The following is a 14,913-nucleotide window of genomic DNA, read 5'->3' as shown; positions in this document are numbered from 1 at the left end:
GCAGGCCGGTGCGCTGTCGCGCGGAAGGAGCCTGCTGGAGCGGTAGACGCCACCCGGAACACCCGGGAGACGCAAGCCTTTCAAGCGGACTTGAAAGGCTGCACTTCAAACCGCTCAAGCGGACTTGAACGGTTGAACCTGCTGCCACCAGTTCAACACCGTGTCGATCGAGTGTTCGATGGACAGCTGGGAGTTGTCGAGGTGGCGAGCGTCCTGCGCCGGCTTCAGAGGTGCAACGCTGCGGGAAGAGTCCCGGGCGTCACGTGCTTCCAAGTCGGAGCGAAGACTGTCGAGTGTAGTCGAAATACCCTTTGAAATCAACTGCTTATGCCGCCGTTCGGCGCGCTGGGCGGCACCCGCCGTGAGGAACACCTTGAGCGCCGCGTCGGGGAAGATCACGGTGCCCATGTCGCGCCCGTCGGCCACCAGGCCGGGCAGGCGGCGAAAGCGGTGCTGCAGGTCTTGCAGCGCCTCGCGCACGGCCGGCAGCGCGGAAACGCGGGAGGCGTCCATGCCGGCGGCTTCGGTGCGGATGTCGTCGCTGACGTCTTCGCCGGCCAGCAGCACCTTGCCCTCGGTGAACTGCAGGGGCAGGGCGGCGGCGAGGGCGGCAATCTGCGCTTCGTTCGCGGCCGTGGCCTCCAGGCCGGCGCGGCGCGCGGCAAGCCCGGTCACGCGGTACAGCGAGCCCGAATCGAGGTAGTGGTAGCCCAGCAGGCGCGCCACTTCGGCGGCCAGCGTGCCCTTGCCCGAGGCGGTCGGGCCGTCGATGCAGATCACGGGCACATCGGCGGCCTCGGCCACCGAGAACAGGGTCTCGAAGTAGTCGGGGAAGGTCTTGGCGACGCAGTGCGGCTCAAGGATGCGCACCGGCACGCCGGCCGGGTTGAAGGCTGCGAGCGAAAAGCACATGGCGACCCGGTGGTCGTCATAGGTGCGGATGCTGGCAGGCTGCCAGCCAGCGGCGGGCAGGGGGTGGACGCGGATGAAATCGGGCCCGGCCTCGACCGTGGCGCCGAGCTTTTGCAGCTCGTTCGCCATGGCGTCGATGCGGTCGGTTTCCTTCACGCGCCAGCTCGCAATGTTGCGCAGCGTGCTGGGGCCGTCGGCGTACAGCGCCATGACGGCCAGCGTCATGGCGGCGTCGGGGATGTGGTTCGCGTCGAGATCGATGGCCTTGAGCGGCCAGGCACCGCGGCGGATTTCGAGCCAGTTCGGGCCGCTGTCGACCAGCGCGCCCATCTGTTGGGCAGCGTCGATGAAGCGGATGTCGCCCTGGATCGAGGCCGCGCCGACGCCTTCGATGCGGATGCCGTTCTGGCCTGAAACGCCCGTTGCGATGGCGCCGAGCGCTATGAAATAGCTAGCAGAAGAGGCGTCCGCCTCGACGTGGATCTCGCCCGGCGAGCTGTAGCGGCTGCCGGCGGGGATGGTGAAGCGCTCCCAGCCGTCGCGCTGCACCGTGATGCCGAAGCGCGCCAGCAGGTTCAGCGTGATCTCGATGTAGGGCTTGGAAATCAGTTCGCCGACGACCTCGATCACGATGTCGTGGGCTGCTGCGAGCGGCAGCGCCAGCAGCAGGGCGGTCAGGAACTGGCTCGACACGTCGCCGCGCACGCGGATCGGCGCGCCGAGCGCCAGTTCGTCGTGCGACACGGGGTGGATGCGCAGCGGCGGGTAGCCGGGGTTGCCGAGGTAGTCGATGCGGCAGCCCAGCTGCGTGAGCGCGTCGACCAGGTCGCCGATCGGGCGCTCGTGCATGCGCGGCACGCCGCTGAGCTCGAACTCGCCGCCGAGCAGCGACAGCGCCGCGGTCAGCGGACGCATGGCCGTGCCGGCGTTGCCCAGAAAGAGCGGCAGCAGCGTCGCGCCCAGCGAGGGCGGCAGCTGGCCGCCGAGGCCGGTGATGCGCAGTGAACTGCCGGCCGGCTCGATGCCGCAGCCCAGCGCGCGCAGGGCGTCGAGCATCACGCGCGTGTCGTCGGAGTCGAGCAGGTCGTGGATCGTGGTGGTGCCGCTGGCGAGCGCGGCCAGCAGCAGCACGCGGTTGGAGATGCTCTTGGAGCCCGGCAGCCGGACCGTGCCGGCGGCGCCCGCGAGGGGAGGGAGGTCGAGGAAAGCGGTCGAGAACATGTCAGCTGTCCTGCTGGGCCAGAGCGTCGGTGCTCGAATTCGGCCGCCAGGCGGCGCGCGCCTTGCTGGCGGCGGCGATGGATTGCTCCAGGCCTTGCAGGTCGCCGGCGGTCATCAGCGTCTCGAGGTCTTCCAGCGCCTTGCGGAAGGCCTGCGACTGTTGCAGCACCTGCTCGCGGTTGGCGAGCAGCACGTCGCGCCACATGACGGGGTCGCTGGCGGCGATGCGCGAGAAGTCGCGAAAGCCCGGTCCTGCCAAGCTCAGGAAGCGGTCGCCCTGCGGCTGGCCGGTGAGCGCGTTGGTGTAGGCAAAGGCCAGCAGGTGCGGCAGGTGGCTCACGGCGGCGAAGGCGGCGTCGTGCTCTTCGTGCGTCATGGTGACGACGTTGGCACCGATGCCGCTCCACACCTGCGAGGCGCGCTGCACGTTCGAGCGCAGCGTGGTCTTGACGGGGGTCAGCACGACCTGGCGGCCGGTGAACAGCGACGCTTCGGCGTGCTCGATGCCGGAGACTTCCTTGCCGGCGATCGGATGCGCCGGCACGAAGTTCGCGAATTGCTTTTGCAGGCCGTTGCGCGCGGCCTCGATCACGTCGCCCTTGGTCGAGCCGACGTCCATCACCAGCGTGTCGGCCGAAATGCCGTGGCGGATGGCCTTGAAGGTGGCTTCCGAGGCGGCCACCGGCACGGCCAGCAGCACGAGGTCGGCACCCGACACCGCCAGCAGCGCCGACGGCGCCGCCACGTCGATCACGCCGAGCTGGCGCGCCCGCTCGGTGGTGGAGGGCGACTTGCTGTAGCCGACCACGCGTTTCACCAGCTTCGCGCGCTTGAGCGCGAGTGCAAAGGAGCCGCCCATGAGGCCGCAGCCGATCAATCCCAGTTGCTCGAACATCGCGTCGGTCCGTTCGGCTCAGGCTTTGATCGGGTAGGCGCCGAGCACCTTGTAGAAGGCGCAGAGGCCGCGCAGTTCGGCCAGCGCCGCCGCCACGTTGGGCTGCGAGGGGTGGCCGTCGAGGTCGATGTAGAAGTAGTACTCCCACTGGCCGGTGCGCGCGGGGCGCGACTCGAAGCGCGTCATCGACACGTTGTTGGCCTTCAGGGGCACCAGCAGGTCGTGCACCGCGCCGGGGCGGTTCGGCACCGAGACGATGAGGCTCGTGCAGTCCTTGCCCGAGGCCGGCGGCATGGCCAGTGTCTGCGGCAGGCAGATCACCGAGAAGCGGGTGCGGTTGTACGAATCGTCCTGGATGGCGTGCGCCACGATGTGCAGGCCGAAGCGCGTGGCGGCGCGTTCGCCGGCCAGCGCGGCCCAGGCCGGGTTGGTGGCGGCGAGCCGTGCGCCTTCGGCGTTGCTCGACACGGCGCGCCGCTCGGCGTTGGGCAGGTGCTTGGACAGCCAGGTCTGGCACTGCGCCAGCGCCTGCGGGTGGGCCAGCACGGCCTCGACGCCTTCGAGCGAATTGCTGCTGCGCATCAGGTGGTGGCGCACCAGCAGGCTGACTTCGCCGACCACATGGGTGGGCGAGTGCAGGAACAGGTCGAGCGAACGCGTGACCACGCCTTCGGTCGAGTTCTCGACGCCGACCACGCCGTACTGGGCGCTGCCCGCGGCGGTGGCGTGGAACACCTCGTCGAAGCTGGCGCAGTAGATCAGGTCGGCGGCGCCGCCGAAGTACTCGATGGCGGCCTGTTCGCAGAAGGTGCCTTCGGGGCCGAGCACGGCCACGCGTTGGGGCGATTCGAGTGCCAGGCAGGCCGACATGATCTCGCGCCAGATGGCCGCGACATGGAGGTCCTTGAGCGGACCGCCATTGCTGCTTTGCATCTTGTTGATGACCGCTGCGACGCGGTCGGGGCGGAAGAAGGGCGTGCCTTCGCGCTTCTTGACCTCGCCGACCAGCTCGGCCACATGGGCGCGCTCATTGAGCAGGCTCAGGAGTCGTTGGTCGAGCGAGTCGATCTGCACGCGCAGATCGGCCAGGCTTTCGGAATTGTCGGGGGAGGAGGGTGGTGTGGGGGCAGAGGCGGTCATCGGTGCGAGCAACAGGGCATGCGCCTACGCATGCGATCGCTCGAATTCTCTCATGTAGGCCACCAAGGCCTGCACCCCTGCCAGCGGCATGGCGTTGTAGATGCTCGCGCGCATGCCACCGACCGACTTGTGGCCCTTGAGCTGCAGCAGCCCGGCTTCGCGCGCACCGGCCAGGAAGGCTTCGTTGCGGCCCTCATCAGCCAGGAAGAACGGCACATTCATGCGCGAACGGCAGCTTGCATCGATGCGGTTGGCGTAGAAGTCGGAGCCGTCGATGAAGTCGTACAGCAGCGTGGCCTTCTCGACATTGCGCTGCTCCATGGCGGCGATGCCGGTGAGCTCGCCTTCCGTTTGCTGCAGCAGCCACTGGAACGTGAGCCCCGCCATGTAGATGCCCCAGGTCGGCGGCGTGTTGTACATGGAGTGGTTGTCGGCCACGGTCTTGTAGTTGAACGCGCTCGGGCAGATCTCGAGTGCGTGGCCCAGCAGGTCGTCGCGCACGACCACGATGGTCAGGCCGGCGGGGCCGAGGTTCTTCTGGGCGCCGCCGAAGGCCAGGCCGACGCGGCTCCAGTCGACGCTGCGCGAGGCGACGTGGGAAGAAAAATCGATGACCAGCGGCGCCTTGCTACCGAGCGCGGCCAGGTCGGGGAGTTGCTGGAACTCGATCCCGTTGATGGTCTCGTTGCTGCACACGTGCACATACGAGGCATCAGAGGACAGCTGCCAGTTCGCGGGGTCGGGCAGCTTGGTGTGCTGGTTGTCCGCGTTGCTCGCGGCCACGCGGGCGGTGCAGTAGCGCTGCGCTTCCTTGTGCGACTTGGCGCTCCAGCTGCCGGTGACGACGAAGTCGGCGGCGGCGCCGCGCGACAGGTTCAGCGGCACGATGGCGTTCTCACCGAGACCGCCACCCTGCATGAACAGGATGTGAAAGTGCGAGGGGATGGCCAGCAGCGTGCGGATGTCGGCTTCGGCCTGGGTGCAGATGGCACCGAATTCCTTGCCGCGATGGCTCATCTCCATCACGCTCATGCCGCTGCCCTGCCAATCGAGCATCTCGGAAGCGGCGCGCTGCAGCACCGCCTCCGGCATGGCAGCCGGACCGGCCGAAAAGTTGTAGGGGCGCTTGCCGGCCGGCGTCTGCTGCTGGGTCACGTTGCTTTACTTCTTGGCGGGAGCCTTGGCGGCGGGCGCCTTGGCGGGAGCTGCTGCGCCGTCGGTCGGAGCACCGAGGGCCTTGGCGACGTTGGTGTCGAGTGCGCGCATCTTGGGTTCGATGGTGGCGCGGGTTTCGGTCACCAGCTTTTCCGTCAGAGCGGTCTGCATCTTCGGGTTCAGTTCCTGGTACTTCTTGCTCAGGGGCGAGTTGATCCAGGCCAGCAGTTGCTTGAGTTCGTCTTCGCTGAAGTTCTGCTCGAGGATGGGGGTGAGTGCGCCCGGAGCAATTTGAATGGCCTTGTCGCGCACGAGCGGGTAGGACTCGTCGAAGTACTTCTTCAGTTCGGCGTCAGCGGCCTTGGCGGCGGATTCGCGCTTGGCTTCGGGCACCTGGGTCTGCAGGTACTGCGAGCCGGCTTGCGCGATGGGGGCGCTCGATTGCTCGATCAGGCCGCGTGCCAGCGATTCGATGCCGGGGCGCTGGATCTCGATGAACTGCTTGATCAGCGTGGCCTTGTCCTGGGCCATGGCGGCCATGGACGATCCGGCGAGAGCTGCGGTCAGGAGTGCGAGCTTGAGTTGTTTTTTCACTGAGGATTCTCCGTTGAAGATGTGGAAGTGTCGTCTGCGTCCGGCTCGCTTTCGCCGACCGCGTCGTTTTCGACGATGCGTTGAAGCCCGCTGAGTTTGGCGCCTTCGTCGAGCCCGATCAGCGTGACGCCTTGCGTCGCCCGACCCAGTTCGCGAATCTCGGCCACCCGGGTGCGCACGAGCACACCCTTGTCGGTGATGAGCATGATCTCATCGTCCGCATGAACGAGCGTGGCGGCAACGACCTTGCCGTTGCGCTCACTCTGTTGAATCGCGATCATGCCTTTGGTTCCGCGGCCATGACGCGTGTATTCGGTAATGCTTGTGCGTTTTCCGTAACCATTTTCGGTGGCCGTGAGCACGCTCTGCTGTTCATCCTCGGCCACCAGCATGGCGATCACGCCCTGGCCCGGCTCCAGCGACATGCCGCGCACGCCGCGGGCGTTGCGGCCCAGCGGGCGGACGTCTTCTTCGTCGAAGCGCACGGCCTTGCCGTTATCGCTGAAGAGCATCACGTCGTGCTTGCCGTCGGTGAGCGCCGCGCCGATGAGGTAGTCGCCTTCATCGAGGTTCACGGCAATGATGCCGCCCTTGCGCGGGTTGCTGAATTCGTCGAGCGCCGTCTTCTTGACCGTGCCCATCGAGGTTGCCATGAACACGTACTGGTCGGCCGGGAAGTTGCGCTTCTCGCCGGTGAGGGCGAGGGCGACGTTGATCTTCTCGCCTTCCTGCAGCGGGAACATGTTGACGATGGGGCGTCCGCGCGAGCCGCGCGAACCTGCCGGCACTTCCCACACCTTGAGCCAGTACAGGCGGCCGCGGTTCGAGAAGCACAGGATGTAGTCGTGCGTGTTGGCGATGAAGAGCTGGTCGATCCAGTCGTCTTCCTTCGTCGCCGTGGCTTGCTTGCCGCGGCCGCCGCGTTTTTGTGCGCGGTATTCGCCCAGCGGCTGGCTCTTGATGTAGCCGCTGTGCGAGAGCGTGACGACCATGTCGGTCGGTGTGATCAGGTCTTCGGTCGAGAGGTCGTACGCGCTGTGCTCGACCAGGCTGCGGCGGGCGCCGACCTTCGATTGGCCGAACTCCTGCTTGATCTCACCGAGCTCGTCGCCAATGATGATCGAGACGCGTTCGGGCTTGGCCAGGATGTCGAGCAGGTCGTCGATCTCGGCCATGACGTCCTTGTACTCGGCGACGATCTTGTCCTGCTCGAGGCCGGTCAGGCGCTGCAGGCGCATCTGCAGGATTTCTTGCGCTTGCGTTTCCGACAGGCGATACAGGCCGTCGCCGCCCATGCCGTACTCGCGCTCGAGGCCTTCGGGGCGGTAGTCGTCGGCGTTGATCACGCCGCCGTCGGCGCGCGAACGCGTGAGCATCTCGCGCACCAGCTTGCTGTCCCAGGCGCGGGTCATGAGCTCGGCCTTGGCGACCGGCGGGGTGGGCGACTCACGGATGATGCGGATGAACTCGTCGATGTTGGCCAGCGCCACCGCCAGGCCTTCGAGCACGTGGCCGCGTTCGCGGGCCTTGCGCAGCGTGAAGACGGTGCGGCGCGTGACCACTTCGCGGCGGTGCTGCAGAAAGACCTCGATCAGGTCCTTCAGGTTGCACAGCTTGGGCTGGCCGTCGACCAGCGCCACCATGTTGATGCCGAAGGTGTCCTGCAGCTGCGTCTGCTTGTAGAGGTTGTTCAGCACGACCTCGGGTACTTCGCCGCGCTTGAGCTCGATCACCAGGCGCATGCCCGACTTGTCGGACTCGTCCTGGATGTGGCTGATGCCCTCGATCTTCTTCTCGTGCACCAGCTCGGCCATGCGCTCCTGCAGCGTCTTCTTGTTGACCTGGTAAGGGAGCTCGTCAACGATGATCGCCTGGCGCTGGCCGCGATCGATGTCCTCGAAGTGGCACTTGGCGCGCATCACGACCTTGCCGCGGCCGGTGCGGTAGCCGTCCTTCACGCCATTGATGCCGTAGATGATGCCAGCGGTGGGGAAGTCGGGCGCCGGCACGATTTCCATCAGTTCGTCGATGGTGGCCTGCGGATTGCGCAGCAGATACAGGCACGCATCCACCACTTCATTCAGGTTGTGCGGCGGGATATTGGTGGCCATGCCGACCGCAATACCGCCGGAGCCATTGACCAGCAAATTCGGCAGCTGGCTGGGTAAAACTTTCGGTTCTTTTTCGGAGCCGTCGTAATTGTCCTGAAAGTCGACAGTTTCCTTGTCGATATCGGCCAGCATTTCGTGCGCAATTTTGGCCAGCCGGATTTCCGTATAACGCATTGCCGCTGCGTTGTCGCCGTCGACCGACCCGAAGTTGCCCTGGCCGTCGACCAGCATGTGGCGCATGGAGAAGTCCTGAGCCAGCCGGACGATGGTGTCGTAAACCGACTGGTCGCCGTGCGGGTGGTACTTACCGATCACGTCACCGACGATACGGGCCGACTTCTTGTACGGACGGTTCCAGTCGTTGTTGAGCTCGTGCATCGCGTACAGCACGCGCCGGTGCACCGGCTTGAGGCCGTCGCGGGCGTCGGGAAGCGCCCGGCCAACGATCACGCTCATGGCGTAATCGAGGTAGCTGCTGCGCATTTCCTCTTCGAGACTGATGGGCAGGGTTTCTTTGGCGAAGGAGGTCATGAGCTAGAGGCTGGCGGCAGGAAGGCGAAATTTTACGCTGTGAGGGGTGTCGCACCGCCGCAACACAAGGGCTCTATTCCGCCTCCGTCCTACGCTTCGGGGGCGTCCAGCGGCCTGTTTGCCAAAGACCCTATGGCACAATCGTCTCAACGTTTTGGGTGGTGGTCACTTAAAGCGTCCTTGATTCGCAGCGCGGCTGCGGCTTTTTCCCCAAGAGGAGAACCATGAAGAAACTGAATAAAGTGGCGATGATGTTTGCAGTCGCTGCGCTCGCCACTGCCGCCGGCGCGCAGACCCGTGTCACCGCTGCGAACGGCGGTCCTACGATCGACAACTGGCAAAACGGCACCGGCGAACTGGTCTGGAAGAACGGCACGAACGAACTGTGCTGGCGCGATGCCAACTGGACGCCCGCAACGGCTGCTGCCGGTTGCGACGGCGCTCTGGTTCCGGCTGGCCCCGCTGCTGTGGCGCCTACCGCTCCTGGCGTGGCTCCCGTGGCTCCCCCGGCTCAAGTCGCTGCTTCGAAGGTCACCTTCGCTGCTGACGCCTTCTTCGACTTCGACAAGTCGGTTCTGAAGCCCGAAGGTCGCGCCAAGCTGACCGACCTGGTCGAGAAGATCCGTGGCGTGAACCTCGAAGTCATCATCGCTGTGGGTCACACCGACTCCATCGGTACCGACGCTTACAACCAGCGTCTGTCGGTGCGTCGCGCCGAAGCCGTCAAGGCCTTCCTGGTCTCGAAGGGCATCGAACGCAACCGCGTCTACACCGAAGGCAAGGGCGAGAAGCAGCCAGTGGCTGACAACCGCACCAAGGAAGGCCGCGCCAAGAACCGTCGCGTGGAAATCGAAGTGGTTGGCACCCGCGCCAACTGATCGATCGATTCCATCGACGAATGAAAACCCCGCCTCGGCGGGGTTTTTTTATGCCCGCCGAATTTGCAGCCGAGCCTGACGCAGGCCCATTGCTTTCGAGTCGGGCTTTGCTCGCTTCATAATTGCCCTATGACAGAAAACGTGAATGCAGACCCGGCCGAACTGGCCAAGTTTTCGGAGCTTGCACACCGGTGGTGGGATTTGGAGAGCGAATTCCGCCCGCTGCACGAAATCAATCCATTGAGACTCGAATGGATTGACGGTATTGCGCCTATTTCGGGCCAACGTGTGGTCGATATCGGCTGTGGCGGCGGCATCCTGGCCGATTCGATGGCGCGCAAGGGCGCCGACGTGCTGGGCATCGACCTCGCGACCAAGGCGCTCAAGGTGGCCCAACTGCACGCCCTCGAAGCGGGGACGCGCGGCGTCAAGTACCGCGAAGTCAGTGCTGAGGCGCTGGCGGCCGAGCAGCCCGGCAGCTTCGATGTTGTCACCTGCATGGAAATGCTGGAGCACGTGCCCGACCCGGCGTCGGTGATCCAGGCCTGCGCCACCCTCGTGAAACCGGGCGGCTGGGTGTTCTTCTCGACCATCAACCGCAACCTGAAGGCCTTCATGCTGGCGATCGTGGGTGCCGAGTATGTCCTGGGCATGCTGCCGCGCGGCACGCACGAGTACCCCAAGCTGATCCGCCCCAGCGAGCTGGCCAGCTACTGCCGCGCTGCGAGCCTGGACCTGCGTCACACCCGGGGCATGGAACACAACCCGCTGACCCGGCGCTACTGGCTCAGCGCCGACACCAGCGTGAATTACCTGTTCGCGACCCAGAAGCCGGCGCTGCCGGAGGCGCAAGGATGATGAAGATCGGGAACGCGACCACGCAGGCCATCCTGTTCGACCTCGACGGCACGCTGATCGACAGCGCGCCCGACCTCGGTGCAGCCGCCGACCAGATGCGCACCGACCGCGGCCTGGAGCCTTACCCGCTGGAGCGCTACCGCCCGATGGCTGGCGCCGGCGCGCGCGGCATGCTCGGCATCGCATTCGGCATCACACCCGATGCGCCCGAGTTCGATGCGCTGCGCGAGGAGTTCTACGTCGCCTACGAGCGCCGCATGCTGCTCAACACCCTGGTGTTCGACGGCGTGGCGCCGCTGATCGAGGCGATCCGCGAGCGCGGCCTGCGCTGGGGCGTGGTCACCAACAAGTCGGCCCGCTTCACCGACCCGCTGACCGGCGCGATGCCGCTCTTCGCGAGCGCGGGTGCGATCGTGAGCGGCGATACCACGCCGTTCGCCAAGCCGCATCCCGAGCCGCTGTATGAGGCGGCGCGCCGCCTTGGCGTGGCATGCGAGGCCTGCATCTACGTGGGCGACGACGAGCGCGACATCATCGCGGGCCGCGCTGCGGGCATGGGAACCGTGGCCGCGACCTACGGCTACATGGGTTCGCAGGCCGATGCGGCGCTCTGGGAGGCCGATGCTTCAATCTCTTCACCCCTTGAGCTCTTGAAGTTACTCAATAGCGCCTAAAATGGGTCGCTTGGGGCTGCACTGGTTTCGACGTGGGTTCGGAGTCGCAGCGGGGCATGTCGAGCTGAATGCGCTCGTAAAACAGATTCAAACAAACTAACTGCAAACGACGAACGTTTCGCACTCGCTGCTTAATTGCCAGTGAGCTTTGCAACAGCAGGCCGATGGGCTGGGCAAGGGGGTGACAGAGCAATCTGAATCCTCCCGGCTGCAAAGATAATTACATGGGCTGGCTCCGATCCGGGTACCTTGGGTCGGGGCGAGAAAATAGGGTGCTGGCGTCCGGTTTAGCGTGTGACTGCGCGACTCCGGAAGCGAGACTTAAATCAGATCACTACACATGTAGAACTGCGCGATGAAGGCTTGCGGACGGGGGTTCAAATCCCCCCAGCTCCACCACACAACGACTTAGGGCGTTCACTGAAGTTCAGTGAACGCCCTTTTTCATTGGCCGGGCGACTGTTGCTTGTGCTTCGCCGCCTCACTCGGGATGGCGGCGTCTGGATGACGACCCCTGCGTTCCCGTCGATGGGGTTCACTCCACACGCTAGCTAGTCGATCGCGATCTTGTTCTTCTTCACGAGGTCTGCCCAGCGCCGCATGTCGGTGCTGATGTAGTCGGCGGTCTGCTTCGCGCTGTGGGCTTCGGGAAACATGCCGACGTTCTCGAAGCCCTTCATGACCTCCGGGTCCTTCAGGGCTTGTGCCACCGCTTCGTTGAGGCGATCGCTTCGCTCTGCCGGAAGGCCCGAGCGCGCAGCGAGGACGAACCACTGGCTGGCTTCGAAGTTGGCGATACCCGCTTCCCTGAGTGTCGGCACCTCGGGCAAGGAGGCGGAGCGGGTCGCCGTGGAGACCCCATACGCCTTGAGCTTGCCGGACTTGATGTGCGGCAGCACGGGCGTGATGCCCAGTACTGCCAGTGGGATCTGTCCACCGATCACGTCGGTCACCGCCTGGTTGCCGCCCTTGTAGGGCACATGCGTCATCGTCACGCCTGTCAGTGCCTGGATGAGTTCTCCGGTCAGGTGCTGGCCGGTGCCGTTGCCGGAGGAGCCGTAGCTGTACTTGTCCGGGTGGGCGGATGCGTCTGCGAGCAAGGCCGTGAGGTCCTTGGGCGCATCGGGCCGTGCCGGCCCCACGAGGACGGTGGAGCCTCTGGCGAGCATGGCGATGGCGCTCATCTCCTTGCCGATCTGCGGCATCGGGATGCTCGTGAGCACCGGGCCGGGAACCGTCACCAGGGTGTAGCCGTCGGCGGGCTGGGTTGCCACATACCGCAGCGCGAGCGAGCCCGTGGCGCCGGGCTTGTTGTCGACCACGATGGGCTGGCCGAGCGTCGCCTCCAGCTTGCGGGCGACAAGGCGCGTGACGACATCGACGCTGCCCCCGGGTGGGTAGCCCACGACCCAGGTGATCGCTCGCGAGGGGTACTTCTCTTGCGCGAGCGTCGCAGAAGACGCCAGCGCCGTGAGTGCGCAGAAGATCAGAAAGAGGCCTCGGCGGCCGCCTGGATGCTGGGACATGGGGTGAGCCTTCTGGGACGGTGGGGAGATGCGCGAGCGCGTCAGGGATTCCGCGGCCTCAGTCCGGCGCGCCCGGCGCCGTGTGAGGATGTGCTGCCGCACTCTGATGGAAGGCGCGGACCATCCGCTGGATCGGCCCCAGGACCCACGTGTTGTAGACGAGCACATCCGACTCCTCCTTGGGGTCGCGCGTGGTGTTGAAGAGATAGGGCGACTCGAGCTTGCCCTTGCCTTCGTTCACCTCGGGCTCCCAGTAGAAATGCAGCTTCCAGTCGCGCCACTTCACTGCGCGCAGCTCGTTCTTGATATGGAAGAGAAAGCCCTCGCGCAAGGACTTCTGTTCGCCGAGGAAAAAGGGCATTTGGTCCATGCCGTCGATCGGCCTGTCCTCGGGAATGCGGGCGCCACCCGCGCGTGCCAGCGTGGAGAAGAGGTCGGTGACGTGCACGATCTCGTTGCTCACCCGACCTGCAGCGATCTTGCCTGGCCAGCGCACGATGCACGGCACGCGCAGGCTGCCTTCCATGGCCGTGTGATAGGTGCCGCGCCAGGGACCGGCCGTGCCGCGGTACGGAGCGCGGAACTCGGGGCCGTTGTCGCTCGCGAAGATGAAGAGGGTGTCTTCTGCGATGCCGAGGCGCTCGATCTCGTCGATGACCTGTCCCACGCGGTGGTCCATCTCGATCATGGAATCGGCGAAATCGCCATGGCCGGTGCGGCCCGCGAAATCGCGGTGAGGCAGGGTGGGAAAGTGCAGGTGCGTGAGCGGCAGGTAGAGGAAGAACGGCTTCTGTGCCGCGTGGTTGCGCTGGATGAATTCCAAGGACCGGTTCGTCAGCGTCTCGTCGATGCGCCGGCGCGAATCCAGGTTGTATTCCTCCACGTTTTCCGAGGGCGCGCCGGCACGGCCCTGCATGATGTACGGGATGTCCGCCACGCTTGGGTCGTAGCCGACGCTGGTCGTGAACTGGCTCTCGTCCGTGGTGCGCGGGATGCCGTACCACTCGTCGAATCCCCGGTCGCTCGGGAAACGGCCTTGAACATCGCCCAGGTGCCATTTGCCGTAGTGCGCCGTCGCATAACCCTGTGCCGAGAGCAATTGCGCCAGGGTGATCTCGCGGCGTGCCAAGCCCTGGGGCAGGCCGGGCGGCACCGACTGCAGGCAGCCCGTGCGGATCGGGTGCCGCCCGCTCATCAGCGCGGAGCGCGTCGGCACGCAATCGCTCTCGACATTGAAGTTCTGCAGCAGAAGGCCTTGGCTGGCGAGCGCGTCGATGCGTGGCGTGGGCGCGCCCCGCAGCGCTCCGCCGCCGTAGCAGCCGAGCTCGCCCCAGCCGAGGTTGTCGGCCAGGATGAGAACGATGTTGGGTGGGTTCATGGAGGGACTCATTGCGACTGCAGTCTAGGAACGGCTAGGATTCGGGTGTTTCCATTTGGGAAGTTTTCGTTAACTTTTATTCATGTCCTTCTCGGCACGTGACCTCGACTACTTCCTGGAAGTGGCGCGCCATGGGCAGCTGGCCCGCGCGGCAACCAGCCTGACGGTGACGGCCGCGGCGCTTTCCAAGGCGATCCGCAGGCTGGAGGACGAGATGGGGCTCGGTCTCTTCGAGCGCTCGGGCCACGGCATGACGCTCACGCCCTTCGGCGTCGCGTTCCGCGAACGTGCGCAACGCATGAAGTCCGAGCACGACGAGGCGCTTCGCCATGCGGGCGACGTCCGCGCAGGACGTGCCGGGCTCATCCGCGTGGGCGCGACGCTGGCGGTTCTGGATGCCGTGCTCTCACCGGCGCTTGCGGCGCTGCAGCCCCGTCGCCCGGGCATGCACGTGCGCCTGGAGGTGGCGTCCTCGGACGAGTTGATCGACTGGACGCGCCAGGGCCTGCTCGATGTCGCCGTGATTCCGACCTACGAGTCCATGCCGCACGGCCTGGTGCATGAGGATCTGCTGACCGATGCGCTCGTCGCCGTGGCGCGCGTGGGGCATCCGGTCTTCGCGCGTCGCCGTCTCACGATGGGCGATCTGTCGAAATTTTCCTGGGTGCTGCCGTCCGTTCATTCGGCTGCACGCGCGAAGCTGGACGAGGTATTTCGCTCTGCGGGTGCGACGCCGCCGCAAGGCGCGATCGAGGTGCACTTCAATGCGTCCTGGTCGCTGCCGGTGCTTGCCGCGACCGATCTGATCGGCATCGTTCCGGTCTCCGTGCTCGCACTGCCCCATGCGCGTGGCGTCAAGGTGATTCCCGTCGAGGCGCTGTCGATCCCGAGGCGCATCTCGCTTTTTTCGCGTCCGAGTACTTATCGCTCCCCGCTCCTCGAGGAGTTCGTGCAGGCGCTCAAGGCACTGGCGCCGGCGCGCGCTGGCACGGCGAAGCAACGCGGCGCGCAAGGACCGGCTGGCCCTCGCTGAGGCCGTC

12 protein-coding genes and 1 other RNA gene are annotated in these 14,913 nt (G+C 65.7%); 5 read left to right on the top strand and 8 right to left on the bottom strand.

Annotation, left to right across the window (positions count from 1 at the left end):
* Positions 1 to 114: 114 nt before the first annotated feature.
* The 6 genes from AC07Q9_RS02125 to gyrA are packed head-to-tail and all read right to left on the bottom strand — an operon-like array spanning position 115 to position 8,559.
* Complete coding sequence (locus AC07Q9_RS02125) at positions 115 to 2,133, bottom strand: bifunctional 3-phosphoshikimate 1-carboxyvinyltransferase/cytidylate kinase (protein WP_495307080.1); 2,019 nt, start codon at positions 2,131 to 2,133, stop codon at positions 115 to 117.
* 1 nt (position 2,134) lies between these two features.
* Entirely contained in the window at positions 2,135 to 3,028 is an 894-nt protein-coding gene (locus tag AC07Q9_RS02120) for a prephenate dehydrogenase (RefSeq protein WP_354347787.1), read from the bottom strand.
* Positions 3,029 to 3,046: 18 nt separating this feature from the next.
* Positions 3,047 to 4,168 carry a prephenate dehydratase gene (gene pheA / locus AC07Q9_RS02115; RefSeq protein ID WP_495307078.1) on the bottom strand — a complete coding sequence of 374 codons (1,122 nt, stop codon included), beginning with the start codon at positions 4,166 to 4,168 and terminating at the stop codon, positions 3,047 to 3,049.
* 24 nt (positions 4,169 to 4,192) lie between these two features.
* The gene (serC, locus tag AC07Q9_RS02110) at positions 4,193 to 5,323 is read right to left on the bottom strand and encodes a 3-phosphoserine/phosphohydroxythreonine transaminase (RefSeq protein WP_495307076.1); all 1,131 of its coding nucleotides are present in this window, start codon (positions 5,321 to 5,323) and stop codon (positions 4,193 to 4,195) included.
* A 6-nt stretch (positions 5,324 to 5,329) separates the two neighbouring features.
* Entirely contained in the window at positions 5,330 to 5,917 is a 588-nt protein-coding gene (locus tag AC07Q9_RS02105; protein ID WP_492681424.1) for a DUF2059 domain-containing protein, read from the bottom strand.
* On the bottom strand, positions 5,914 to 8,559 hold the full coding sequence (gyrA, locus tag AC07Q9_RS02100; protein WP_489057633.1) for a DNA gyrase subunit A: 2,646 nt from the start codon (positions 8,557 to 8,559) through the stop codon (positions 5,914 to 5,916). Before gyrA ends, AC07Q9_RS02105 begins: the two co-directional genes overlap by 4 nt.
* A gap of 224 nt (positions 8,560 to 8,783) precedes the next feature.
* Here gyrA and ompA point away from each other — a divergent pair, with 224 nt between their 5' ends.
* The 4 genes from ompA to ssrA all read left to right on the top strand — a co-directional run bounded on the left by ompA (position 8,784) and on the right by ssrA (position 11,368).
* Positions 8,784 to 9,437 carry an outer membrane protein OmpA gene (gene ompA / locus AC07Q9_RS02095; RefSeq protein ID WP_099795932.1) on the top strand — a complete coding sequence of 218 codons (654 nt, stop codon included), beginning with the start codon at positions 8,784 to 8,786 and terminating at the stop codon, positions 9,435 to 9,437.
* A 129-nt stretch (positions 9,438 to 9,566) separates the two neighbouring features.
* Positions 9,567 to 10,295: a bifunctional 2-polyprenyl-6-hydroxyphenol methylase/3-demethylubiquinol 3-O-methyltransferase UbiG gene (ubiG, locus tag AC07Q9_RS02090; protein ID WP_495299150.1), complete on the top strand. Its 729-nt coding sequence runs from the start codon at positions 9,567 to 9,569 to the stop codon at positions 10,293 to 10,295.
* Complete coding sequence (locus AC07Q9_RS02085) at positions 10,292 to 10,969, top strand: HAD family hydrolase (protein WP_495307074.1); 678 nt, start codon at positions 10,292 to 10,294, stop codon at positions 10,967 to 10,969. Before ubiG ends, AC07Q9_RS02085 begins: the two co-directional genes overlap by 4 nt.
* Before the next feature lie 12 nt (positions 10,970 to 10,981).
* Positions 10,982 to 11,368, top strand: a transfer-messenger RNA (tmRNA) gene (ssrA, locus tag AC07Q9_RS02080).
* 152 nt (positions 11,369 to 11,520) lie between these two features.
* Here the strand turns inward: ssrA and AC07Q9_RS02075 are convergent.
* Together AC07Q9_RS02075 and AC07Q9_RS02070 are read right to left on the bottom strand one after the other, a co-directional pair.
* Entirely contained in the window at positions 11,521 to 12,495 is a 975-nt protein-coding gene (locus AC07Q9_RS02075; RefSeq protein WP_495307073.1) for a Bug family tripartite tricarboxylate transporter substrate binding protein, read from the bottom strand.
* A 58-nt stretch (positions 12,496 to 12,553) separates the two neighbouring features.
* Complete coding sequence (locus AC07Q9_RS02070; RefSeq protein ID WP_495307072.1) at positions 12,554 to 13,873, bottom strand: arylsulfatase; 1,320 nt, start codon at positions 13,871 to 13,873, stop codon at positions 12,554 to 12,556.
* A gap of 82 nt (positions 13,874 to 13,955) precedes the next feature.
* Here AC07Q9_RS02070 and AC07Q9_RS02065 point away from each other — a divergent pair, with 82 nt between their 5' ends.
* Positions 13,956 to 14,906 (top strand): LysR family transcriptional regulator, encoded by a 951-nt coding sequence (locus tag AC07Q9_RS02065; protein WP_495307071.1) that lies wholly within the window; start codon positions 13,956 to 13,958, stop codon positions 14,904 to 14,906.
* The last annotated feature ends 7 nt before the right edge of the window (positions 14,907 to 14,913 follow it).

This window comes from Variovorax sp. GW821-FHT09A10, assembly GCF_059418385.1.
This window is presented reverse-complemented; position numbering and strand designations above follow the sequence as displayed.

Bases quoted from the DNA above. Each gene is read 5' to 3' on its own strand.
- AC07Q9_RS02125 (WP_495307080.1), bottom strand. From the start codon at position 2,133: ATGTTCTCGACCGCTTTCCTCGACCTCCCTCCCCTCGCGGGCGCCGCC.
- AC07Q9_RS02120 (WP_354347787.1), bottom strand. From the start codon at position 3,028: ATGTTCGAGCAACTGGGATTGATCGGCTGCGGCCTCATGGGCGGCTCC.
- pheA (WP_495307078.1), bottom strand. From the start codon at position 4,168: ATGACCGCCTCTGCCCCCACACCACCCTCCTCCCCCGACAATTCCGAA.
- gyrA (WP_489057633.1), bottom strand. From the start codon at position 8,559: ATGACCTCCTTCGCCAAAGAAACCCTGCCCATCAGTCTCGAAGAGGAA.
- ompA (WP_099795932.1), top strand. From the start codon at position 8,784: ATGAAGAAACTGAATAAAGTGGCGATGATGTTTGCAGTCGCTGCGCTC.
- ubiG (WP_495299150.1), top strand. From the start codon at position 9,567: ATGACAGAAAACGTGAATGCAGACCCGGCCGAACTGGCCAAGTTTTCG.
- AC07Q9_RS02085 (WP_495307074.1), top strand. From the start codon at position 10,292: ATGATGAAGATCGGGAACGCGACCACGCAGGCCATCCTGTTCGACCTC.
- AC07Q9_RS02075 (WP_495307073.1), bottom strand. From the start codon at position 12,495: ATGTCCCAGCATCCAGGCGGCCGCCGAGGCCTCTTTCTGATCTTCTGC.
- AC07Q9_RS02070 (WP_495307072.1), bottom strand. From the start codon at position 13,873: ATGAACCCACCCAACATCGTTCTCATCCTGGCCGACAACCTCGGCTGG.
- AC07Q9_RS02065 (WP_495307071.1), top strand. From the start codon at position 13,956: ATGTCCTTCTCGGCACGTGACCTCGACTACTTCCTGGAAGTGGCGCGC.